Below are 24147 nucleotides of genomic sequence, written 5' to 3' on the forward strand. Positions count from 1 at the left end.
CCAAAGGCTTGTCGTCCAAACCAAAAAGCTCCCTACCGATCAGCCCGGTTCGCGAATACAACTTCGGAACCGGGCTGGCCAATAGAGAGCTTCAATGCAGGTTATTGGATTCAAGCACTCACATTCTGGCGAGCGTTCCCCTGTCTGGAGATAAGATAATCCACAGCCAGGAAGCGGCTTCCTGTGAAGAGCAGAGTCAGGGACCCTGCCAGCAGCAGGTAATCTAACTCAGTACCACTCAGGAACGGCTCACCCATTTTGGCTGTAAACAGAACTCCAACCATCACGATGACAAACAAAGCCGCAAACACGCGTGTACCCAGACCCAAAATCATCGCCGCACCACCCACCAACTCAATGATGGCTACAACGGATGCAAGAAATCCGGGAATACCGATACTTTCGAAGAAACCTACTGTACCGCTGATTCCACCTTCGAATTTGCTCCAGCCGTGCAATACAAAGATCAAACCGATCATAATCCTTGAGAAAAGTAATCCAATCTCTACACTTTTATTATTCATGTTCATCTTCCTTCCTAGTGTTATACTCGACCTCACATTTAGCTAAGTTAATTCATCCAATGGACCATACAAACAAGATAGACAGCAACAGGAAAACGGTAGCCGACATCAGAACGGCGTAGCGTGGCAATCTCAGCGTGACGTCCTGTTCCGGGTCCAGCAGACGTGAAATTCGGACATTTACCGACGTATCCGCAAATGACGATTGAACGGTTAGTTCTTTTGCTCCCCACGGTTCAGGACAAGCACGAAGCAGCTTAAGCAAAGCACTGCCAATACCTGCCGCGTTTCCTGTACGTTCAATGGCCTCATTGTCCGCCAGAATCTCTCTGACGATATTGTAATGTTTCGACGTATGCTTCAATACGGGAATATAAGGCATCATAATTGCAAACACCGACAGCAGCGTGGTCTTCAGTGGGTCACGGTGCCACAGATGGTGGACTTCGTGATATACAACCGCAGTCTCCTCTTCTGCCTCAAGCATCGTTAGAAGCCCTGTGGAGAGTACGATACAAGGTCTCCATAAACCAATTGTAAATGCAACTGGGGATGGCTTGTCCACGACAATGAATCCGGGCTGTCCGAGATGGTGATACCTCGACTCCAGTTCACAGGACAGTGCCCGGATCTCCATGGAGCGGAGTTTACGCACGGCTGCCCTGGTCTTCATCATGCGAACCATCAGCAACCAGCCTGTTCCGGCGAATGTCAGCAAGACGAGTGCGAGCAGAAAATGCCCCACGGATAACCAACCCAGTCGGCTCATCCAATGATTGCAAAGCCAGAGCAGATTAAACGGGATATCCCATCCAAAAATCTTGTACATCGCGTACATGAACATCTGCATGAACACGAGTAACGGAATGCCAAACCCGACGGTAAACAACAGCTTCGAGCGGGCCTTCCACATCTTAATCGCTATCCTTTTTCCACTGCTTGATCTTCTGTTCCAGGCGTTCAATCAGACCCGCATCTGCTTCATCCAGGGCATCCAGCATATGATTCAATGCCAGCGCTCCGAATTCATCCACCAACTCATGTGACAGTTCCTTGGATTGGTCGTTCATAAACTCCTCCTTGCTCTGTACCGGTTGGTACAAAGATGTTCTGCCCTTTTGAGACTTGCCAAGCAGTCCTTTGTCTACGAGCCGATTCATTACGGTCATGACTGTATTAAAATTGACGTCTTTGTCTTGTTCAAGTGCGGTCTGCACTTCACGGATGCTGCTGCCGGGACGAGCCCATAAAATGTCCATGATCTTGGCCTCCAGCGGACCGAAAAATCGGTTGAGCCCACGCTCACCCACTTTGAAATTGTGTATTCTCATATTCTGACACCCCTCACACTACTCATTGTAGTGCCATCAAGTGAGAAGTCAACCTCTATGTCAGCTATTTTATGTAAATGATTTGTAAATTTGTTTTCCATTTCACCAAAAAAGCGGAAAGACCGGGAGTTCCGCAATTTCACGGTTCTGCCCGGTCTTCACCGAAATATCAGCCTATATTATGTTATACAGACTGCAATTTATTTTCTATCCTGTGACGGCATATGTGCAGAAATATCCACGCCAAGTCCATGGGCCAAACGTCCACCAAACTGTCCATCCGCCCGGAAGAAGTGGCAGAGCGCACGCATTTGAATATCAACAGATACACCCTTGAGGTCATTGATCAGATTATCCAGCAAATGCTGCTGCTCTAAAGGCGTAAATGAACGGAAAAGCTCCCCTGCCTGCGTATAATCATCCGTCTTCTCGATTTTCTCACGTGTAACGTGCCCTTTCAATGGCATCTGACTGTCCCGGTATGCCGGATCTTCCTGCGGGCTGTTCCCGGAACTGTTGGGTTCATAGTTCACCGGAGATGGGTCCTGATTCACATTCATAAGTCCATCACGCTGATGATTACGAACGGGTGCGTACGGGCAATTGACCGGAATTTGCAAATAGTTCGTTCCAAGCCGGTGACGTTGTGTATCCGGATAAGAGAATAAGCGTCCTTGCAGTAATTTATCTTCAGAAGGCTCAATTCCAGGTACAACCGCACTAGGAGAAAACGCAGCCTGCTCCACTTCAGCAAAGAAGTTTTGCGGATTTCGATTCAGGGTCATGGTTCCTACCGTATGGAATGGGAGTTCATCCTCAGGCCAGGTCTTCGTAGGGTCGAGTGGATCAAAGGCAAAATCATCCATCTGTTCAGGCTTCAACAGTTGTACCTGAAGCTTCCACTGCGGGTATTGCCCGTTCTTGATATGTTCACGCAGATCACGGGTTGCATGGTTAAAGTCTTGGCCCTGTACCTCGGCAGCTTCCTGACGAGAGAAGCCTCGAACTCCTTGTGCAGACTCCCACTTATACTTCACATAGTGGACCTGTCCCTGTGCATTGATCCATTTGAAAGCATGTACGCCGAATCCATCCATCTCCCGATAATTCGCCGGTGTACCCAGGTCAGAGAACAACCAGGTCATCATGTGAGTTGATTCCGGCGAGAGGGTCATAAAGTCCCAATAGCGGGCTGGGTCCTGAATATTGGTATCCGGAGCTGGCTTCAGGGAGTGAACCATGTCCGGGAACTTCATGGCATCACGAATGAAGAAGACGGGCAGATGGTTGCCCACAATATCATAGTTGCCTTCGCGTGTGTAGAATTTGACGGCAAATCCACGTGGATCTCGTGCAGTCTCTGGTGATCCCGTTCCGTGAATAACAGTCGAAAAACGAACCAGAACATCGGTCTCCGTACCCGGATCTTGCAGGAAGTCCGCTGTTGTATAAGCCTTCATACTCTGCTCTAGCGTGAATACGCCGTGGGCTCCGGCACCTCTCGCATGCACGACTCTTTCGGGAATACGTTCACGGTCAAAGTGGGCTATTTTCTCAATAAGATGGTAGTCTTCAAGCAGTGTCGGTCCTCTTCTGCCTGCTGTGCGGGAATTCTGATTGTCACCTACAGGTGCACCTTGATTGGTTGTCATACGTTCTGTCATCATGTCGTCCTCCTCTAATGGGTCTCACAGCTGCTATATATCCACTATTAAAATCATATTCGGCTTCGATTTAAATATACATTTAGACTTGATCTAACTGTTAAATTGATTCTAACATGTCCCATTCATCTGTTGCATGAGGTTCGCATGAGATTACGATGAGGTTCTTGATCCAATCATGAATGACGCATGAACATACGTGAGCGATAGATATAAAAAAAGCGGACTAATCCGCCAGGCGGTAGCCCACTCCTCTTACAGTTACAATATATTGCGGCGAAGACGCGTTATCGCCCAATTTTTTGCGTAAACTTTTGATATGAACATCGACCACATTACTTCCACCCGTAAAGTCTGTCTCCCAGATATCGCTGAGCATCTCCTCACGGGAAATGACTGCACCTTTGGCATCAATCAGCTTGAGCAACAGATCATACTCGGTCTTGGTCAGATGAATCCGGTTATTGTCGCGCTGCACACTCATCCGTTCACGATCCAGCCAGAGATCCTTGAAGCCGATACGCTGCCCTTCCTCAGGCAAAAATCCACGTTTGGGCATAGCAGGACTGTTGCCGATCATACGTTGAACCCGGTAAAGAGCTTCCTGCGGACGTGCAGGCCACACCAACAACTCTTCCTGAAGCATCGGTCCACTCGCGCTGCCGATCATCTTCTCACCGACCAGATAAAGACATGGCGTTGTGTGTTCTGCCTCCCGGTTCAATCGGCTGCTGATCCCAGCGAATGCATCGATAGTTCCGGCAACTGACAGATCATAGATCAACAGATCGAAGACAAGGCGTTCATGCAGATCCGGTTCCCAGCGGTGAAAGACCAGCACATCAAAGCAACTATCCGTCAAGGCCTTAACCAGTTCGTGTACCTGCCCCGGCATCGGGCTGATCAGAATAACACGTCGTGTAACCGGACAATTGTCCACAAGAGGTGTTGAATCGGACAAGGCGGGTTTAACCCGAATGGGTAAACGGCGGCCAGGCAGCTTTATTTTTACTTGATCCGTTTGTTTCTGCATTCCCCGCAGACACCTCCAAAGACCACATGAGCATGGTCGATTGCATATCCGGTTTCTTCAGCTACCTGTTTCATCCATTGTGGAGGAACCTCCGTCATCACCTCGTCCACTTTGCCGCACACTTCACACATAATGTGCTGGTGATCATCCATGCGGGCATCATATCGGCTTGCTGTCTCTCCGAGTTTAAGCTCCCGTATCAATTCTTTGTCCGTCAGATAACGAAGGGAATTATATACCGTGCCATAAGCCAGGTTATATCCTTGTTCCACGAGTCGATTCATTACCTCAGCAGCTGTCGGGTGATCTTCCGAATGGCGCACCACATCATATACTGCTTGCCGTTGTATCGTCAGATTTAAAGTTCTCACAACCATTTCTCCTTTATCATGAATGCATTTTATATGAAATCAGACGCTGATTTTCTACTTACATCTACTTACAATAGTCTTCCCATTTAAAGAGGATGAATTTTGATTTAGATTAAGTATAAATCTCATTGTATAATGAAGTCAATATCCACGCCCACAACCCGCCTATGGAATTAAAAACAACTTTCCCAGCAATCCCCTCAATAATTTGGGATAATATGGTTCGCTACTGCACCATTTTTCAGATAAAATGTAGGGATGTGCGTAAAAAGGGGGAATGTCGGTTGTTAAGCACTTTTTTCATCAATATCTGTGTCATGATTACGTTTATGTATGTGTCCGGAATCATCGCCAAGTTCTATAGTATCCGATTGCCTTTTCCCTCCTTACGTGTTCAGTTGATCGGCGGCTTATTATTCGGCATATATGGCACAGTACTCATGAACTATTCCTTCCCTCTGAATGAAAGTACGATTGTAGACCTACGGCATCTAGCCATCGTTACCGCAGCGGTATATCTGGGAGGACTGGCTTCGGTCGTTACAGGACTTGTTATCTCAATTCTTCGTATTCTGATGTTCGGCATATCATCTTCTGCCATTGATGCAGGATTTATCATGACTCTGATCGGATTGTCCGGTGTATATTTCGCCTATGCTTCCTGGTCCAGACTGACCAAAATTATTACGATGAACCTGCTGGGTATTACGTTGATCTTTATTATTCTTATGTTGAACACGGACAGCATGAATTCATTAATGAAGGTATATCCGTTACAGATGACGATTTCCTTTGTCGGTGGAATCTTTATCTATTTCATCGCAGAATTTATTAATAAATCGAATGAAATGTTATTTCTTTTGGAGAGAAGAGCATCTACCGACCATCTTACCAACCTGAGCAATCGAAGACAGTTCGAAAAATCACTTCAATCAGAGCTTCAGCATGCCCGGGAATACCAACAAAAGCTCTCCTTGCTTGCCATTGATATTGATCGATTCAAAAAGGTAAACGACACCTTCGGTCATTCTGCCGGTGATGCAGTTCTGAAGCAACTCGGACAACTGCTCGTTGAGCATGCGCGTTCCACTGATATCGTGTCACGAAACGGTGGTGAAGAATTCGCCATTCTCTTGCTCGATTGTGGACACCGACAGGCCATGGCTATCGCTGAATCGATCCGGCAAGGGGTAGAGAAATATCAATTTGCCCTGCCTGACGGGCACACGATACGTCTAACGATATCCATCGGTGTAGCCGTATATCCGGATCATTGTGATGACCACGATGATAACGACTTCTTCGAGCAGGCTGACCGTGCACTATATGAAGCCAAGAATACAGGGCGTAATCGCGTCTGTGCCTTACCCCTTCGCTCTCTGTCTCTTACGCTTTAAAGCCCGTTATCACCTGTCATGCTCCACTTAAAAAAAGGGATGTCTCGTTCGCCATTCAGGCGCACAGGACATCCCTTTGCTTATGGATGAGTATCTATCATCCGAGCTTGTGTGCTGACAGGAGATTAAGCAAGGATGCGCTCAATTTCCTCAACAATGGCAGCATCCAGCTTCACACCAGAAGCAGCTGCATTCTCTTTGACCTGCTCTGGACGACTCGCCCCTACAAGTGCGCTGGATACGTTGTTCTGGCGCAGAATCCACGCCAGGGCCAGTTGACCAACCTTCAGATCGAGCTTGTCCGCCACCTCAATCAGTTGACGAACTTTCCCGATGCGATCTGCATTGATCTTACCTTCGTCCCAGCCCAGTTTGGCAGCACGGCTGTTCTCCGGAATATCGGAAACGGACGTATATTTGCCAGTCAATAGACCTTGAGCAAGCGGCGAGTATACGACTTGTCCGATGCCTTTGCGTTCACCCAGCGGAATAATCTCATTTTCGATATATCGGTCGAACATGTTGTACACCGGCTGATTGACCACGACATGATCCAAGAGCAGGCGGTCTGCTGTACCCAAAGCAGCTTCCATCTGAGCCGCAGTCCACTGGCTGACGCCAACATACAATACTTTGCCCTGACGCACCAGGTCATCAAGCGCACGCAGTGTTTCTTCGATCGGTGTTTCTGTATGATAACGGTGGCAGTAATAGATATCCACATATTCAGCGCCTAAGCGCTTCAAACTGGCTTCGCATTGCTCCATGATATGTTTACGAGACAGCCCCTGGTCATTCGGACCATCCCCCATTTTGCCAAATACTTTGGTTGCAAGTACATAAGAGTCACGGGAGTAGGCTTTGAGCGTCTGCCCTAGCAGTTCTTCTGCTGCACCCCGTTCGTATACATTGGCTGTGTCAAAAAAGTTAATGCCTTCATCGAATGCAGTTTCAATTGATTTCACCGCATTTTCACGTTCCACATACCCTCCGTACGTCAGCCAGCTTCCCAGGCTGATCTCGCTTACTTTCAGTCCGCTTCCACCCAATCTGCGATAATCCATTGATTGCATATCCTCCTCTATTGGTTATAAAGATGAAGTTCACATTCTATTGTAGCGTAACCAGCTCGGATGAAAAGAGTTTTGGCTCAGAAAATGGAAAATTCAAAAGCAGAACCAAAAAAGCGCACCTATAGCAGGTGCGCCAATTATGATATTCCTTCATCTATCTGCTCATTTAAGGCAGCGTAATACTCAATGCATTCAACAGATCAGCTTGTCTGACCGGCTTCGTCAGAACAGCATCAAAGGCTTCCGCTTCATGCAGGTCAATATGCATGCCATAGGGAACCAGAATAATGACGGGCAGATTCTCCGTGCGCTGCTTCAGCTCATGTACAAAATCCACTGCGCCGCCTTCCAGAAGTCCCATATCCACAACGGCCACATCCGGCTTGAAGCCTTCCTTGATCCACTCACGTGCTACACTCGAGCCTGAAGTCATACGCACATCCATTTCCCATCTGCGCATCAGGGAAGAGACACCTTGCAGAATGTCAGGGTCCTTGGCAAGCAACACCTTTTTCCCTTTTAACCTCTGCTGAATACTTGCGAGTTGAGGTAACTCCCAGTATCTGCGTAACGGAAGGGCAATGTGGAATTCCGTCTCATTCTCCTTCACATTACTCACCTTAATACGGCCATGCATGAGAATCGCGAGATTCTGGCTTACAGCCAGACCCAGATTGCTTCCGATTAGTTTTTGGATATTCAAATTCTCATCTTGGCTATTGAAGGTTTGCATCTTCTTATCTGATAACGTCTGACCTGTGTACTTCACCTTGATCAGGAGTGTACCCGTCTCTTCGGCGTCTTCTTCGTTCACCACTGCCGTGATCAGGACGGAGCCTTCACGCGTTGAATCGAGAGCATATTGAATGACATGTGCAAGCAGCTGTCCGATCTTGATCTCATCACCAACGAATACTTGCGACACATTCAGCTCAAGATTCAATCCCAGCTCAATGTTCTTGCCAGCCGCTATCCCGGCATAGAGATAGACGGTATTCTCAATGGTACCTACCAGATCGAATGGATCATCATGTATAACCGTTTTACCTGCCTCATTGATGTTGAAATTCATCATATTGTTCAGCAAGGAAAGCAGAATATTGCCGCTTGTCTCGATCATATTCACATACTCTGACTGCTCCTCAGGCATATCCGGTGTACGCATCAGATCTGTCAGTCCCAGAATACCGTTCAACGGATTGCGAATCTCATGACTCATCAGCTTTAGCATCTGTGATTTGGTCATGGCCTCCGATTCAGCTCGTTCTTTCTCTGCCTGGAGCTGCTCTTGCATTTGTTCCGAATCAATCAATTTACGCTCCTGAACATGCAATGTGCTCTCCAGATCCACAACATAGCCCAGGAATACAGCCATCGCCTTCAGTGTCTTCATGTCGGTCTCACTGATTACATAATCAGGATTATCCATCAGACAGATGGTACCGAATGTTTCGCCAGATCTTCGCATGATGGGCACACCCACGAAGAAACGATTGCCAAGTCCGCTCGTGACGTCCATGGATCGTGTCATCGGATGTTCACATGTATTCTGGATTGTAAGGTTTTCATGTTTATCTTTTAATACCAAGCTGCAGTATGAATCTTCAAATGGAAGTTCACTACCTTTAACAATCAACTCTTCCGTACGATTGAATGCCTCCAAAATGAAATTCGTCACCCCGTCATTCGTGGCAACGAAAATGGTATTGACCTTTAATATACCGCTTAATACATCTACGATATGGGCCGCCGCTTCCTTTATATCTTCATAGAAGCCTTTCGTAATGCCTTCTGCCGTCCCCATGATTCACCCCTCTAGTCTTAGCTGCACTTTCAAATCTGTATATCAGAATGATTAATCACGTACAGGGGCCATTAAAAATCCGAATAGCTGTCACAATCTATACTTATATGATTAACACCGTAGCTGTATAAGAGAATCATACTTCCTGCTTATTGCCCATTTGCGGTAAAAAACAGGTCTTAAACGGATGGTTGAACAAACGAAAAGTTATGGAAGAACGCCTTTTCAGATTGATTAGAGTCCATCTTGTCCGACTTCGGAAATTATACTTGCAGGATAACTAGAAATTATACGCTTCCGCTCAGACTTTGGGAACCTATATCCACAGCAATTAAAGGAAAGTGCAATTTGTCCTGTAAGCTATGTGATCATTATCACACCCAAACAACCACATATAGTTTATAAATGGATAAGACGAATCTACATATAGTGTTATATGGAAATTGAATGATATCGAAATCATTTTAGGAGGAACCTTACATGAACATGCTTGAGTATGCCACTCCACCGGCATCCGATCTATTATCCGACCTGGGAAGACGAATTATTGGCGCAGAAGACGCCGATACGCTGAGGGAAAATGCCAATCTGAACGGAGACTCCTTCAGCGGCAAGATGAGCAGGCTCGGTTCGGAGACCGCCAAGTGGCATGCTCTGCGTCATGTGCTGCCTGAAGAGCTTGCTCAAGCTGTGGAGAACGGGGATCTGTACGTGCACGATCTGGACCAGTATGCACTCGGAACGACCAACTGCATCTTTATCCCGTTTGACCGTCTTCTGACTGCAGGTTTCAATACAGGTAACGGATCGGTTCGCACACCTCAGACGATCATGTCTGCCATGGCCTTGGTTGCGATCATCTTCCAGTCCCAACAGAACAGTCAATATGGCGGTGTGTCAGCCAACAAGATTGACTGGGATCTGGCTCCCTATGTACAGCGATCGTTCCGCAAACATTACCGCAAAGGACAACGTCTCTTCGGTGAAAATGTCCTGATCGGGGATGAACAGCTTCATCTGGATAGCATCGAAGCGAAGAATCAGTGCCCGCAGGCGTATGCCTTCGCCTATGAAGAGACTGAACTGGAGACAGGACAAGCTGCTGAATCGCTGATTCATAACCTGAATACGATGAGCAGTCGTGCAGGTGGTCAGATCCCGTTCACTTCACTGAATTATGGATTATGTACATCAGCGGAAGGTCGGTTGGTATCACGCTCGTTGCTGGAAGCAACGATCCGAGGTCTGGGTAACGGAGAGACTCCCGTGTTCCCTCAACATATTTTCCAGTGCAAACAGGGGATCAATCAGGCTGAAGGCGAGCCGAACTATGACTTGTTCCGTCTCGCAGTCACCTGTTCATCCCGGCGGATGTATCCCAACTTTGTCAATGTGGATGCCTCCTTCAATCTGCCCTTCTATCATCCAGAAGATCCGGATACGATCATCGCCACGATGGGATGCCGTACACGTACACTGGCTGACCGGTTTGGACGCAATCGTCAGAGTGGCAAGGGGAACCTGTCCTTCAACACCATTAACCTGGTTAAGCTCGGCATCCGGTTTGGTATCTGTCAAGGCAGCAGAGCCGTTGCAGATCGGGCAGGATTCTACACCGCACTGGAATCCGTGATGCATAATGCTGCTAACGGTCTGTTACATCGCTACCGTATCCAGACCGCGCAACCTGCCAAGGCATCCGATTTCATGATGCGGGAGGGTGTCTGGGAAGGTGGAGAGCAGCTCGCTCCCAATGAACCCGTTGCGGATCTGCTGAAACACGGCACGTTATCCCTTGGCTTTATCGGTCTCGCTGAATGTATGACAGCTCTCTATGGACGTCATCATGGGCAGGACACTCATGTACATCGTGAAGCGCTGAACATTATTCGGACCATGCGAGAGTTCTGTGATCGGATGAGCGAGCAGCATAACCTGAACATCACCCTGTTTGCCACGCCTGCTGAAGGGTTGTCCGGCAAATTCACAAAGATCGACAGAGAGCGTTATGGCCTCATTCCTGGAGTTAATGATCGGGAGTATTATACGAATTCATTCCATATCCCGGTCTATCATACCCTTCCAGCTTATCGGAAGATTGAACTGGAGGCCCCGTTCCATACGTTATGTAATGCGGGTGCAATCTCCTATGTGGAGCTTGACGGGAACGTTCGAGCCAATACCGCAGCTTTCCTGCGGATCGTGCAATATGCACTGGCACAGGATATCGGATATTTCTCCATTAATCACCCGATCGATCGCTGCCCTGCTTGTGGTTATGAAGGGGTCATCGGGGATGTATGTCCAGGCTGCGAAGCTCACGAGAACCATGTGCACTTCCAGCGTTTACGCCGCGTAACGGGTTATCTGACTGGAGATTACAAAGTACGCTTCAATGCTGCGAAGCAGGCCGAAGTGCGGGATCGGGTGAAGCACCGGTGAATCTGTATGGTTACATTCCGGAATCGGTGAATGAAGGGACAGGCCTGCGCGCCGTTTTATTCATCAGTGGATGCCGTCACGCCTGTCCAGGCTGCTTCAGTCCGGATTCATGGAGCTTTCGAACAGGTGAGCCCTTTACAGAGGAGCGGCAGCAGCAGATTCTGCATGAAGTAACGACCCATCCCCTGTTGGATGGCGTTACGTTGTGTGGTGGTGATCCCTTTTTCTCGGCAGCAGAATGTACGTCCTGGGTTCAGCAGCTTCGCGCTGCACGTCCTGATCTGACGGTATGGGCCTACACCGGATTTGAATATGAAGAACTGATTACCCACCCTGCGAGAGCGGAGCTTGCCCGGTTGTGCGACGTCATTATCGACGGGCGATATGTTGAAGCTGAGCGTGATGTCTCCCTGCCCTTCCGCGGCAGCCGGAATCAACGTTTGATTGATGTCAGTGCAACACTAGCCACTCAAAAGGTCGTCACGATACAGCTCAGTATGTTGTAGGCACGAGTCCCCAAGGACTCGTGTCTTTTTGACGTAGAGTCGCCTATTTGAAAGAAATGGTTGTATCCATTCTCTCTACTTTCTTCTCTATTGCATGATGATATATTATATAAGTAGTTATTATTTAGTTTTTTAAAATTTAACCGTTTACATAAGGTAGCCAGGGAGGATTAACCTTTTATATGGATATTGTTCAAGCATTAATTACATGTATGCCTTTCTTTCGAGACACCATCCGTCAAGATGTAACTCTGTCCGTTATTGACCATGAGAAATTCCTCTATTTCTCAGCAGGGGAATCGTTAAAACAACTGAATTATCAACCCGGAGATCCTCTGTTGGATGGGAATCGAAATTTTGCAGATCTGAACGGCGGTACAGTCAAACGATTCGATCACTACCCTAAAGATTTATTCGGCATTCCTTTTGACGTGGCTTTCATTCCTATTAAAAACGAACAAGGTGAAGTCATCGCCCTGTTTAACCTGCTCTACAGTATGGATGACCAGGACCAGCTGCAACAGCTCATGGATGCTACCGAAAATCTGACCAACCAGTTAATTGACAGTGTACAGCACGTAGCCGCGCACTCCGAAGAACTCAGTGCCACAACTGAAGAGATCCGGAACAACTCCAAACAAGCCGTACAGAAATCAGGAAATGTAACTCAAGTTGCCAGCTTCATTCGTGAAATCTCCGAACAAACCAATCTGCTCGGCTTGAATGCAGCGATAGAAGCTGCTCGTGTAGGGGAAGCAGGTGCAGGTTTCGGCGTTGTTGCCAAAGAAATTCGCAAACTGTCTGTCGATACCAAGGAAGCGACGGCCCGTATTGAAGATTCTCTTCTCTCGGTCCGGCAATCCATTCAAGGCATGGAGAATGAACTTGGTGAGATTACTGCGAGCTCTCAAGAGCAGGCTGAGCTTGTGAACAATTTCATGAGCACGATTGAGCAATTGAATGAAACCAACAAGCAATTGAAGCAATTTGTGCAAAAAATGATTTCGTTTGATAAGAAATAAAGATATGTTTGATAGCAAACAACAAACTAAAGCCTCCGAATGCATTCGGAGGCTTTTTCATGAGTTATTTGACTTAACGAATCTCAAAGTGACTGATGCGCACGCCTGCAGACAACACAATGTATACATCCTGCGCACCTGATGCACCTGTGAGTTCCGCCTTCACGGTAGACCACTGCTGGGCTTCACCTTGTGCCAGTTCCACACGTCCTGCGAGCGTACCCTCCGGAGAGCCGAATCGCACTTCCAACACAGCGCCTGCTTGTTCTGCGGAGACACGCGCTTCAATTGCTGCTGCCCCACTAACCAGATCGGCATCCTTAAAAGCAATCCATCCTTGCTCTCCAATTACGCGAACAGCACTTCCTCCCTCTTTGCTCTCATCCAGATCAACACCCAGATAAGCATCATAGTTCTCGGCACGAGTAGCCACACCCAGATTACGAGCAGGGATTGTCTCTCCTTCTACCATCAGGTCTGCAACCAGCTGAACATCGGAGGATGACTTGGCAACCATAATAGAGTAAGTTCCACTTTCCACGACATACCGATCACGAGTTACATCCCAGATGGCCAGTTCCTGAACAGGCAGGGTGAAGCTGACTTTTGCTGTAGCTCCCGCTTCGATATGAAGACGACGGAATCCTTTTAACGTTTTGAGGGGACGTTTCACCCGGGATTTGCCTGCACGAACGTACAATTGTACAACCTCGTCACTGGCAATTGAACCGGTATTGCTTACATCAACAGTTACCGTAACGTTGCCTTCTGTACCCACTTGAGCTGGGCTAAGTTCCAAATTGCTGTATTTAAACGTCGCATACGTCAGACCATGTCCAAACGGATACAATACATTACCTTCAAAATATTGATATGTCCGACCGGATTGAATGATATCGTAATCCTTGATGTCGGTCAGTTGATCTACTGATTGTACCCATGTCATGTTCAAACGTCCGGCAGGCGCATAGTCGCCATAGAGTACGTCAGCTACTGCGTTGCCCAGTTCCTGTCCTGCGTGTGAAGTATACAATACAGCCGGGATGTTCTCCTGAACCCAATTGGATGTGAACGGATAACTTCCCACGATGACCACAACCGTGTTCGGGTTCGCGGCATAGACCGCTTCAACCAGACGTTGCTGAGATTCAGCCAGATCCAGACTAGGACGGTCAATCTCTTCTTTACCATTTACAAGCGGATTGTTACCCACAAAGACAATTGCCGTTTCCGCAGCCTTGGCAGCTGCTACCGCTTCCTCAAGTCCATTCACAACTACATCCTGCTTGAATGTCTCTGTGGCACCGAAGGTTTTCAGTTCTTCGGACACCGCGAATGCATCGTTTCCACCATTAGGTGCAGTCACCGTTTTGCCATTCCATGTGGTCAGACCTACACTGCCATCCTCTTGTGGCAACAGGTGGAATACTTCCTTCACGAACCAACCATACACTTCATCTGCAGATGCTGTAACGGTCTCTTCATCTGTTGTCAGATATTTGCCGTTGCTTTCGGCTTGCAAGGTATAACTTCCGAAGCCCCAATCGGACACCATAAACGTCTCCGCTTCTCCCGAAGCAATCACAGGTGATTTCTCACCTTCCGCCAGTCCAATTTTCTTCCCATTGGCTACGGAAGTTAACGTAATGCGATCATTGCCATCCTTGAAAGCCACCTTGTCACTGCCTACTTTGCCACGGATCGCTTCAAGCGGGGATACGTTATACGGCATGGTGCCTGCATACCAGTCCCGATAGACCGTTCCACCCAGTTGACCAATCACAGTCACTTTACCTGCTTTTGTTTTGTCCAGTGGAAGAGTGCCTTTGTCGTTCTTGAGCAATACTACTTGTTCTCGCGCGGCTCTGAGAGACAATTCTTTCGCTTTCTCCGTCATCATGGACTCTTCACCAATAGCAGCGTAAGGATTGCCCTCTTCCGGATCAAACTCGCCCAGACGGAAACGCACACGGAACGTATTGAACAACGCCTTGTCGATGTCATCCATCGTAAGTGTGCCTTGTGCCAATCCTTCACGCAGCGCCTGCTTGGACAGATCAGCATCATCCGTGATGCTATCAATTCCTGCCTTCACAGATTCTACGGTACCCGGTGTGTGGGAATCATAGTATTTATGATCGTTCTTAATCCCCATCACATCGCCTGCGTCACTTACAACGAAGCCATCCATGCCCCATTCGCCTTTGACAATCTCGTTCACAAATGGATGCAACAATGCTGGTGTACCGTTAATGGAGTTGTACGCAGTCATCATGGACTGTGCGCCGCCTTCTTTGAACGGCTTCTCGAACGCTTTCAGATAATATTCACGCATATTGCGCGGATCAATGCTGGACGAACCACTTCCGCGATCCACTTCGTTATTGTTGGCGAGGAAATGCTTCAAGGTAGCGACCGCTTTGTAATACTTTGGATGGTCACCCTGAATTCCTTTGACCAATGCTGTCGTCAGCTCGGCTGTCAGTTCCGGATCTTCACCATAAGCCTCTTCATTTCGTCCCCAGCGCGGGTCACGTTCCATATCCACTGTAGGTGCCCACAGCGTAAGACCGTTTACTGCCGGGTTGCGTTTGTAAAATACACGTGCCTCGTCTCCGAGCACGGAACCAATCTCCTTCATCAGATCCGCATCCCATGTGCACGCCAGCCCCACCGGTTGTGGGAAAGATGTCGCTTCTCCAAGCCAGGCCAGACCGTGTGCTGCTTCTGTACCATGTTTGTATGCAGGTACACCCAAGCGGTCTACTGCCGGTTGATATTGCAGCATGGATTCAATTTTTTCATCTTCAGTCAAGCGGGATACAAGATCCTTCACCCGGGTGTCTAACTCTAGTGCTGTATCTTGAAACGGATATTTCGTTTGGTTGGTCGTCATATGGAATCTCCTTTGGTGATCGGTAGTTGGTTAAAATGATAGCGAATACATATCCTATTAAAAAACGTGTATAATTTCGGCTGTATTCGTTCTCCCATTTGGTGAACTAATCCTTTTTTAATAAGCGTTTATAGCTGTGTAAGTTCTATTTTATTCCCACACCTAAAACGGTTTCGGTAATCTTATCATATAGCATGTTTAACAAAAAAAACAGAGGTGCATCACAGGAAATTGTGAACATCCCCCTGCAAAATCTGAATCGTATCGTTTTTTTCTGGAACAGTCTGGCCATCATGAATAAGAGTATAACGACTTGCGCTGAACAACATCCCATTCGATAGATTGAAGATAATCAAGGAGGAAGCAAAATGAGCGACAACCAGCAGCCCAAGACGGGTCTGCCCCCGGTCCCGGAATCACTGTGGCGTGCTACGCATGAATTCGATAGCTATCCGAAACTGACAGAAGATATTACCGCTGATGTGGCCATTATCGGTGCAGGTATTGCCGGCATTACTACAGCCTATTTGCTGGCACAGACAGGTATGCGTGTGGTCGTGCTCGAGGCTGGAAAAGTACTGGATGGTACGACCGGCCATACCACGGCCAAGGTATCTGCACAACATGGTGTCATATTTGATGAAATTATGCATCATTTCGGACAAGAACAGGCTCGAATGTACTATGAAGGCAATGCCGATGCCGCAAAGTGGATGCGTAATCTGGTAAAGGAAAAACAGATTGATTGCCAGTGGGCAGAGGAAGATGCATACGTCTACATTCAATCAGAGGAAAACATTAAAAAACTGGAAATCGAGCTGACTGCCTATGGTAAACTCAATATTCCTGGGGAGTGGGTCGATCCCCTCCCCATTCCGGTTCCCGCAAGAGCAGGCATTCGCATGCCGGGTCAGGCACGATATGATCCGCTGGCCTACCTTCACTACCTGCTCAATTCAGCCGTAAAACACGGGGTACAGATCTACGAGCATACGACAGTTACGGATGTAGAGGAAGATGCTTCTCTGCATGTACGAACCTATGGCGATGGCCCATCTGTAACAGCAGAACATGTTGTCGTGGCTTCTCATTTCCCTGTCTATGATCCCGGATTCTATTTCACGCGGTTACACGCGGAACGATCCTACGCCGTATTAGTCGAACCGGAGAAACCCTATGCAGGCGGTATGTATATCTCGGACGATAAACCGTCCCGTTCCTTGCGTACTGTCTTGCATGACGGAAAAGAACATATCCTCTTTGGAGGCGAAAATCACAAAACCGGACAAGGCATCTGCACCTTCGGTCATTATGAACGCCTGGAGCAGTTCGCAGCGGAGACATTTGGCATTCGCAACATTCCATATCGCTGGTCTGCTCAGGATCTCATCTCCATTGACAAGGTGCCCTACATCGGACCGATTACCGGAAGACATGAACGCGTCTATGTCGCGACTGGATTTGCCAAATGGGGTATGACAACGGGTACCATGGCTGGTCACATTCTCGCAGATCGCATCACCGGACGTGACAATCCGCATGCTGAAGTATTTGATCCAGCAAGATTCAAGGCAGATCCTGGCATGAAGAACTTTATTGTGGAGAACGCCAATGTAGCCAAGGAATTAATCTCTGGTAAAGTAGGCATTGTTCACAAAAATGTTAGCGATATTGGTGAAGACGAAGGAGCTGTCGTTCGACATAATGGCAAACGGGCTGGCGCCTACAAGGACACCAGTGGCAAGCTGTTTCTGGTGGATACCACCTGCACCCATCTGGGGTGCGAAGTCGAATGGAACGAGGGCGAGCGTTCATGGGATTGCCCGTGCCATGGTTCCCGCTTCGATTATGCAGGTCATGTCATTGAGGGCCCTGCTGTGGAAGACCTTAAAGTTCTGGACGCTCAGAATTAACCGACACTTAGGGATTAATCTGTAAACCGCTGATACAAAAATTCATCTCACAGACCGGATCGGAATCCGCCTCCAGACGGAAGTAACCGATCCGGTTTTTGCGTATGCTGAATGATAGCTAAACAAACCGTTTTGGCTGCGCATCAACATCAAACGAATAGATACGGGATAAATCGTGACATGGAACTATTTTAAAATCACTACCTTGCATTAATCAGTACTGAATGCTATGATGAATTCACTACTACTGAACAATACACACTAGCGATAAATGAAGCTACGAAGGAGGAACCTGTGTGAATGTGAACATCCAGTTCAAAAAAGGAGTATTGGAGCTGTGCGTCCTGGTATTAATTAACCGCCAGGATCGGTATGGCTACGAACTGGCTCAGGCGGTCTCCAAACATATTGAAGTTGCTGAAGGTGCACTGTATCCCTTGCTTCGACGGCTTGTAAATGACGGGTACTGCACCACCTATCTGCAAGAATCAACGGAAGGACCGCCACGCAAGTATTACCGACTGTCTAATACAGGTCGCGACTACATGACGGCACTGACGACAGAATGGAATGAATTTGTGCGCAATGTCGCAAATCTGATTGAGGAAGGAATCCCCAATGAATAGACAACAGTTTATGAAAGCCATGGAAGTTCATCTACGGCCGATGGACCCATTCGAACGGGCTGAGTTGCTCGCCGACTATGATCAACATTTCGAGCTCGGATTAAGAGAAGGCCGACTGGAAGAGGAGATCGCTCGGGAACTCGGACAGCCGGAAGAAATCGCCAAGGAAGCACTCGGTGATCGGTATGACATCCATACACCGGGTTCAGATGCGTTCTATGCACCGACGTATCAAGAAATGCGGTCACCCAGAAACAGCACCCGAGCCACTCGCAACTTTTTCACCGGAATCGGCCTGTTGTTCCTGAATCTGATTCTAGGGATACCTCTTGGTCTCATTATGTGGTCCGTATGGCTTATCATTGCCAGCCTGTCCTTGCTGGTATTGGCTCCTGTGGCAGCGGTTGTGGATTTCGTATTCCTGAGCCAACTCGATAAAGCAGAGATCTTCGTTGCGATTGGTGCATTCGGTGTCGGCATTTTGTTTGCCATCACATCCAAATATGTTTTTAAAGCCTTCAAAATCGTCACTCTTCAATACATTAGATGGAATAAAAACATGATGAAAGGAGATGTTTCCGCATGAGCACCAAAAAATGGCTTGCTTTGGCCGTGATATGTATTGGAATCGGTTTGCTCGGAACATCGATCTATGGAGTTCAGTTCGGAGATGAACGGGAGAATTACTCCAAACGATGGGATTTCAAAGAGGATGAATTGCAGAACATTATTATAAATGCTAATTTCAGTGCGGATATTGAATTTGTTGTAAGCCCGGATTCGAACGGTTATATCGAAGTGGATGGCAAATGGGACCCTGCCGTAGTCAAAAGCTTCGAACAAGCCACCTTATCCAACGGCACATTCCAACTGTCTCAGACAGAACGTGAACGATTGCAGTTTTTCACCCTGTACTGGAATGATCGAGATTCCACAATAACTGTGGCCCTGCCTGAAGGACACCAATTAAATGAGGTTAAGCTGGATTCTTCTTCAAGTGACTGGAATCTGACAGATCTGAGTGCCAAGCAGCTTGAGCTGAATAACACCTCAGGTTCCATTCGTCTGGAAAACATCAAGGCACCCCGTATTGAGCTGGCTCTAACTTCGGGTGACATTACCGCTTCCATGATTGATGGAGACATGACCGTGAAACAGACATCGGGAAGCCTCACTGCTGATCAGGTAATAGGTCATGTAAACAGTGAGATCGAATCAGGTGATATTGAGATCACTGAATTAAACGGCGCAGCCGATGTTCAATTCACTTCGGGAAGCATCCATATTGAGCAGTCCCATTCTGCACCGATTAATGCATCCGGAACATCAGGAGATATTTTCATTCAAGCTGCACCTGATTTTGACGGAATCTATGACGCTAAGGCTACTTCCGGAAGTGTAGATGTACCTGAATCCCCAATGGTGAGCCGGGAATTAATCAAAGCTCGTACCTCTTCCGGGAGCATCGAGATTACCAAATAGTGATGAAGCAAATTTCCGAACTGTGGGTAATATAGTATAATCAGATGCCAGTCCAATTCTAAGGAGGAATTACCCACATGGAACTTAAAAATAAAACAGCGATCATCACAGGTGCTGGTAAAGGTATCGGACGTGCGATTGCTGAGGCACTTGCCAAAGAAGGTGTGCACCTTGGCCTTATCGCACGTACTGCTGCCGATCTTCAGGCTCTTCAACAGTCTCTTAGTCAAGAACACGGTGTGAAAGTAACCAGTGCTGTAGCAGATATCTCGGATCGTACACAGGCAGAAGCCGCTGTAGCAGCCATCGAGATGGAACTCGGCGCGGTGGATATCCTGATCAATAATGCAGGTATCGCAAGCTTCGGCACATTGCTGGATATGGACCCAGAAGAGTGGGAACGCATCTTGCATGTTAACGTTATGGGTACATATTACGTCACACGTGCTGTCCTTCCTAGCATGATCAAGGAAAGTAGCGGCAGCATTATCAATATTGCTTCCACTGCAGGTGAGCGCGGATTCGCTACAGGTTCGGCATACTGTGCATCCAAGTTTGCTCTACTCGGCATGACCGAATCTCTAATGCAGGAAGTGCGCAAGTCCAACATTCGTGTAACGGCGCTGACACCAAGTACAGTGAATACGGAGCTTGCGACCAATGCCGGACTGAAAATCGGAGACGAAGATCGCATGATGCAAGCCGAAGATGTAGCTGAACTGGCACTGGCAACGCTCAAGCTGTCCGACCGTGTATTCGTCAAAGCCGCAGGCATCTGGACAACCAATCCGCAATAGGCCGCATGAGATAGATAAAGGTGGGAGGGAGCATAAGCTCCCTCCTCTTTATGTATTCCATAGATCCAAACCCAACTCCTTGGACACAGCAATCAGTACGACCGCAGGCTCCTCACCGATATTGGTCACTTCGTGGGGCACAATGGCATTCCAGGTAAACGAATCACCCGCTTCGAGAACTTCCACATCTTCGCATTGCTCCGCACGAATCTTACCCTGCAAGACCAGATGGCTCTCTTCTCCGGCATGTTTGCTAACCCCGGTCGATGCACCTGGCGGTAACTCCACAATGGACATGCGCATCGCACCTTTGGCTGTAAGCTGCTGTACTTTGATCTGTCCGCTTCCCGCTGTCGTTTCCTTGCGCTCGTTCTTACGCACCACGTTCATCCGTTGCTCCGGTGTCAGCAGCAAATAGGGAAGTGGCACTTCCAGATAATCTGCAATACTTTCAAGCGTAGCAATGGAAGGTGACGTTTTGTTATTTTCCACGTTGCTGATAAAACCTTTGGACAACCCGGTGCCCTCGCACATCTGCATGATCGTAATCTGTTTCTGCTTGCGGATCGTACGAATAGCAAAGCCGATATCCATATCGCGTCCCTCCCCTTCTATTGATTGAGACATAAACCTCCATTTATTCGGCGCGTGCCTCCACAAATATAATCCGATTGCCGAACGGATCTGTCACGGTCAACTCCCTTGAATTCCAAGGCGTCTCCTCTATACCGGGCCTAGCATGTTTGTACTCTTTCTTACGAAGTGCACCATGTAATGCATCCAGGTTATCCGTCTCCACACGTAAGGCGGCTCCAGGTGTACAATCCCCATGATGTTCAGATAAATGAATCACAATAGAATAGAGCGAAACCTGCATATATAAGGGCATATCATGCTCAAATCGATGTTCCCAATCCAATTGGAAACCCAGGTATTCAAGGTAGAATTCTCTGGCCTTGTTTTCATCAAATATTCTCAGAATAGGCACGATACTCTTTAACATCCTGATCACGTCCTCGGGAATAAGATATGAACCATGCGCAGCGGCATTTATTGTAGAACCATTCAAGATTTTTTATAAACAACATATATTCATCATACAAAAAAAGTATTGACCCTACAATGAAACCATGATAAATTTTGTTCATAAATAAGAATATTTATTTCATATTGGTGAACTTTATGATCAGAACAATATATTTAACTCATTCCTCTTCAGGTGGTGTTTTCAATGAATTCTCCTTATATACATGAAGTCCGATTACCGTCTCATTACAATCCAGATCAGCGTTATCCCGTAATCTTCGCCTTACATGGTATGGGATCAGATGAGCAAGATATGCTTCGTTTAATGGAGCCTATGAAGTCTGATTTTATTATTGTTGCCATCCGTGGGCCTATCGTTCAGGGTAGTGGTTATGCTTATTTTCAGATTAAAAGCATCGGCAACCCTATCCGTGAATTGTATGATGCCTCTGTGCTGGGACTGCAACAGTTGATTGTTGATCTGTCCGCCAAATATGCTATTGATCCCACGCGGCGTTATATCGCCGGATTCAGCCAGGGTGCCATTATGGCGATGACTTTATCGCTGGTGATGGGAGATGAAATTAAAGGCATTGTAGCGATGAGTGGGTACATCCCGCAATTTGTGAAAGACGAGTACACGCTGCAACCCGGTTCGGAGCTATCTGTGTTTATCTCGCATGGAGATCAAGATCATCTATTCCCGCTCCAACTGGGTGAAGATAACGCCGATTTCTTCCGTCAACATACCGATCACATCACATATGTACCTTACAACGGTGGGCACCAGGTGACCCCCGATCTATACCGTCAATTCCAACACTGGCTTCGGGCGGATGCAAATCTGACTGCCGAAGACCCGAAAGGACTGAATGCATAATGATGCCATCCCTGTTTATTGCCCACGGCGCCCCTTCACTGGCTTTGGAGGAGAATGGGTACACTGAGTTTGTGCAAAAACTTGGACAAGAACTGCCGAAACCCAAAGCAATCGTATTGTTCTCTGCTCACTGGGAATCCACTACTCAGCTTGTATCCTCGGTAGCCAATTACGAGACCATCTATGATTTCGGCGGTTTCCAGCCAGAGCTGTATCAGATTAAATACCCGGCTCAAGGACATGCAGAGACCACAGCCGAAGTGGAGCGTTTATTTGCAGAAGCCGGGATTCCAGTACAGACCGATGACGTCCGTGGCCTGGATCATGGCGCTTGGGTTGTTCTGCGTCTGCTCTACCCGAATGCGGATACTCCCGTAGTAGCCTTGTCCGTGAATCGCTATCTGACAGGTGAGCAGCAATATCAGGTTGGACAAGCGCTCGCTTCCTTGCGTGAGCAGGACATTCTCGTGATTGGCAGCGGCGGAACGGTACACAATCTGCGTCGGTTGAACTGGGAAAGTAACGGCGTTGACCCATGGGCATCAGAGTTCGACAACTGGCTGCATGACAAGCTGGTGAGTTGGGATACGGTGTCTCTCTTCGCCTATGACAAGCTGGCGCCTTCAGCTCAAGCCGCCGTGCCTACTCCGGAGCATTTTGTACCGCTGTTGCTCGCTATGGGTGCGGGAGATCAAAACAAGCAGGCATCGCTCCTGTTCAAAGCCTATCAGTATGGCAACCTTAGTCTGTCCTGCTGGAAGTTTGATTAAAGAGGACTTTGTAAAAGATTAGTCTCATTTATATAGTAGATAAAAAATATAGCGTGGGTTACAGGGATTGCTCCTGTTGCTCACGCTTTATTTGTTGTTAGGAGCAACTTCCATGAAGTTAATAGATGGAGCTGTGGATGTAACCAGGTATGCTGATTATGCAACAACCGGCTTTGAATGATGAGACCATCGGAGCAAGGAAGACAAGACTCTTGATTCTTGTGTGCTTTTTCGGATTATAACTATAATATGAGGTGAAATTAGGCATAGTTTACTCGGATATCATTCAACATATTATCTCAATAGCTCATACGGAGGGGAATCGGATGCCAGAACAGCGCAAGAGCCATTTTACATGCTGTCCCTGGAAAAGATTCAAAAGGAGCAGTCCACACTGGTGGAGAACCGCCTGGATGATTATTATACCGAAGAAGAGCTCCGTGAGCTTGATCCCGAATCAAGCCGTATCTGTTTCAAAAGAAATGGATTACGTTTGGCATGCTCGGCAATCCAACCGGAACTTACGTGCTCTGGAGGCCATTGAATACTGAGATACATATGGTGATATGACCTTTTTTGCATAATGCTGG

The 24147-nt window shown here is 47.6% G+C and carries 23 protein-coding genes; 12 read left to right on the top strand and 11 right to left on the bottom strand.

What is annotated here, in order from left to right; genetic code table 11:
• Positions 1 to 110: 110 nt before the first annotated feature.
• From WFI24_RS17075 to WFI24_RS17100, 6 genes are all read right to left on the bottom strand, one after another.
• Entirely contained in the window at positions 111 to 524 is a 414-nt protein-coding gene (locus WFI24_RS17075) for a DoxX family protein (RefSeq protein ID WP_336762673.1), read from the bottom strand.
• Between the two features lie 52 nt (positions 525 to 576).
• Positions 577 to 1437 (bottom strand): M56 family metallopeptidase, encoded by an 861-nt coding sequence (locus WFI24_RS17080; protein ID WP_336762675.1) that lies wholly within the window; start codon positions 1435 to 1437, stop codon positions 577 to 579.
• Between the two features lies 1 nt (position 1438).
• Positions 1439 to 1855, bottom strand: coding sequence for a BlaI/MecI/CopY family transcriptional regulator (locus WFI24_RS17085; protein ID WP_017691824.1), 417 nt, complete (start codon positions 1853 to 1855; stop codon positions 1439 to 1441).
• Between the two features lie 200 nt (positions 1856 to 2055).
• On the bottom strand, positions 2056 to 3519 hold the full coding sequence (locus tag WFI24_RS17090; RefSeq protein ID WP_336762923.1) for a catalase: 1464 nt from the start codon (positions 3517 to 3519) through the stop codon (positions 2056 to 2058).
• A gap of 226 nt (positions 3520 to 3745) precedes the next feature.
• Positions 3746 to 4552, bottom strand: a complete 807-nt coding sequence (locus tag WFI24_RS17095) for a winged helix-turn-helix transcriptional regulator (protein WP_145324625.1) — start codon at positions 4550 to 4552, stop codon at positions 3746 to 3748.
• Entirely contained in the window at positions 4528 to 4923 is a 396-nt protein-coding gene (locus WFI24_RS17100; RefSeq protein ID WP_145324627.1) for a Fur family transcriptional regulator, read from the bottom strand. Before WFI24_RS17100 ends, WFI24_RS17095 begins: the two co-directional genes overlap by 25 nt.
• Positions 4924 to 5207: 284 nt before the next feature.
• Here WFI24_RS17100 and WFI24_RS17105 point away from each other — a divergent pair, with 284 nt between their 5' ends.
• Positions 5208 to 6320, top strand: coding sequence for a GGDEF domain-containing protein (locus tag WFI24_RS17105; RefSeq protein ID WP_336762679.1), 1113 nt, complete (start codon positions 5208 to 5210; stop codon positions 6318 to 6320).
• A 125-nt stretch (positions 6321 to 6445) separates the two neighbouring features.
• Here the strand turns inward: WFI24_RS17105 and WFI24_RS17110 are convergent, their stop codons facing one another.
• Positions 6446 to 7384, bottom strand: a complete 939-nt coding sequence (locus WFI24_RS17110; protein ID WP_336762681.1) for an aldo/keto reductase family protein — start codon at positions 7382 to 7384, stop codon at positions 6446 to 6448.
• 175 nt (positions 7385 to 7559) lie between these two features.
• Entirely contained in the window at positions 7560 to 9197 is a 1638-nt protein-coding gene (locus WFI24_RS17115) for an ATP-binding response regulator (RefSeq protein WP_336762682.1), read from the bottom strand.
• A 480-nt stretch (positions 9198 to 9677) separates the two neighbouring features.
• Between WFI24_RS17115 and WFI24_RS17120 the strand changes: the two genes are divergently transcribed.
• The 3 genes from WFI24_RS17120 (at position 9678) to WFI24_RS17130 (ending at position 13167) form a co-directional block, all read left to right on the top strand.
• A complete protein-coding gene (locus WFI24_RS17120) occupies positions 9678 to 11639 on the top strand; it encodes an anaerobic ribonucleoside triphosphate reductase (protein WP_336762684.1) in 1962 nt (653 codons plus the stop codon).
• The gene (nrdG, locus tag WFI24_RS17125; RefSeq protein WP_336762687.1) at positions 11636 to 12145 is read left to right on the top strand and encodes an anaerobic ribonucleoside-triphosphate reductase activating protein; all 510 of its coding nucleotides are present in this window, start codon (positions 11636 to 11638) and stop codon (positions 12143 to 12145) included. The genes WFI24_RS17120 and nrdG overlap by 4 nt, the downstream gene beginning before the upstream one ends.
• Positions 12146 to 12327: 182 nt before the next feature.
• Complete coding sequence (locus WFI24_RS17130) at positions 12328 to 13167, top strand: methyl-accepting chemotaxis protein (protein ID WP_336762689.1); 840 nt, start codon at positions 12328 to 12330, stop codon at positions 13165 to 13167.
• A gap of 73 nt (positions 13168 to 13240) precedes the next feature.
• Here WFI24_RS17130 and WFI24_RS17135 read toward each other — a convergent pair whose 3' ends face one another.
• The gene (locus tag WFI24_RS17135) at positions 13241 to 16063 is read right to left on the bottom strand and encodes a glycoside hydrolase family 3 C-terminal domain-containing protein (protein WP_336762690.1); all 2823 of its coding nucleotides are present in this window, start codon (positions 16061 to 16063) and stop codon (positions 13241 to 13243) included.
• Between the two features lie 368 nt (positions 16064 to 16431).
• On the opposite strand from WFI24_RS17135, the gene WFI24_RS17140 reads away from it, so the two are divergent.
• The 5 genes from WFI24_RS17140 (at position 16432) to WFI24_RS17160 (ending at position 20881) form a co-directional block, all read left to right on the top strand.
• Positions 16432 to 17976: an FAD-dependent oxidoreductase gene (locus tag WFI24_RS17140; protein WP_336762692.1), complete on the top strand. Its 1545-nt coding sequence runs from the start codon at positions 16432 to 16434 to the stop codon at positions 17974 to 17976.
• Between the two features lie 296 nt (positions 17977 to 18272).
• Entirely contained in the window at positions 18273 to 18602 is a 330-nt protein-coding gene (locus WFI24_RS17145; protein ID WP_336762694.1) for a PadR family transcriptional regulator, read from the top strand.
• Positions 18595 to 19188 (top strand): HAAS signaling domain-containing protein, encoded by a 594-nt coding sequence (locus WFI24_RS17150; RefSeq protein ID WP_336762696.1) that lies wholly within the window; start codon positions 18595 to 18597, stop codon positions 19186 to 19188. Before WFI24_RS17145 ends, WFI24_RS17150 begins: the two co-directional genes overlap by 8 nt.
• On the top strand, positions 19185 to 20084 hold the full coding sequence (locus WFI24_RS17155; protein ID WP_336762698.1) for a DUF4097 family beta strand repeat-containing protein: 900 nt from the start codon (positions 19185 to 19187) through the stop codon (positions 20082 to 20084). The genes WFI24_RS17150 and WFI24_RS17155 overlap by 4 nt, the downstream gene beginning before the upstream one ends.
• A gap of 77 nt (positions 20085 to 20161) precedes the next feature.
• On the top strand, positions 20162 to 20881 hold the full coding sequence (locus WFI24_RS17160; protein ID WP_145324649.1) for a 3-ketoacyl-ACP reductase: 720 nt from the start codon (positions 20162 to 20164) through the stop codon (positions 20879 to 20881).
• A 48-nt stretch (positions 20882 to 20929) separates the two neighbouring features.
• On the opposite strand, the gene WFI24_RS17165 is transcribed toward WFI24_RS17160, so the two are convergent.
• Positions 20930 to 21475 carry a helix-turn-helix domain-containing protein gene (locus tag WFI24_RS17165; protein WP_336762700.1) on the bottom strand — a complete coding sequence of 182 codons (546 nt, stop codon included), beginning with the start codon at positions 21473 to 21475 and terminating at the stop codon, positions 20930 to 20932.
• A 43-nt stretch (positions 21476 to 21518) separates the two neighbouring features.
• Entirely contained in the window at positions 21519 to 21884 is a 366-nt protein-coding gene (locus WFI24_RS17170; protein WP_336762701.1) for a glyoxalase superfamily protein, read from the bottom strand.
• A 228-nt stretch (positions 21885 to 22112) separates the two neighbouring features.
• On the opposite strand from WFI24_RS17170, the gene WFI24_RS17175 reads away from it, so the two are divergent.
• The 3 genes from WFI24_RS17175 (at position 22113) to WFI24_RS17185 (ending at position 24101) form a co-directional block, all read left to right on the top strand.
• Positions 22113 to 22787, top strand: a complete 675-nt coding sequence (locus WFI24_RS17175; RefSeq protein WP_336762703.1) for an alpha/beta hydrolase — start codon at positions 22113 to 22115, stop codon at positions 22785 to 22787.
• On the top strand, positions 22787 to 23557 hold the full coding sequence (locus tag WFI24_RS17180; RefSeq protein WP_336762705.1) for a DODA-type extradiol aromatic ring-opening family dioxygenase: 771 nt from the start codon (positions 22787 to 22789) through the stop codon (positions 23555 to 23557). Before WFI24_RS17175 ends, WFI24_RS17180 begins: the two co-directional genes overlap by 1 nt.
• A 355-nt stretch (positions 23558 to 23912) precedes the next feature.
• Positions 23913 to 24101, top strand: coding sequence for a hypothetical protein (locus WFI24_RS17185; protein WP_336762707.1), 189 nt, complete (start codon positions 23913 to 23915; stop codon positions 24099 to 24101).
• Positions 24102 to 24147 lie beyond the last annotated feature (46 nt).

Source organism: Paenibacillus sp. USHLN196 (genome assembly GCF_037144955.1).
Taxonomy (GTDB): Bacteria; Bacillota; Bacilli; order Paenibacillales; family Paenibacillaceae; genus Paenibacillus; species Paenibacillus xylanexedens_C.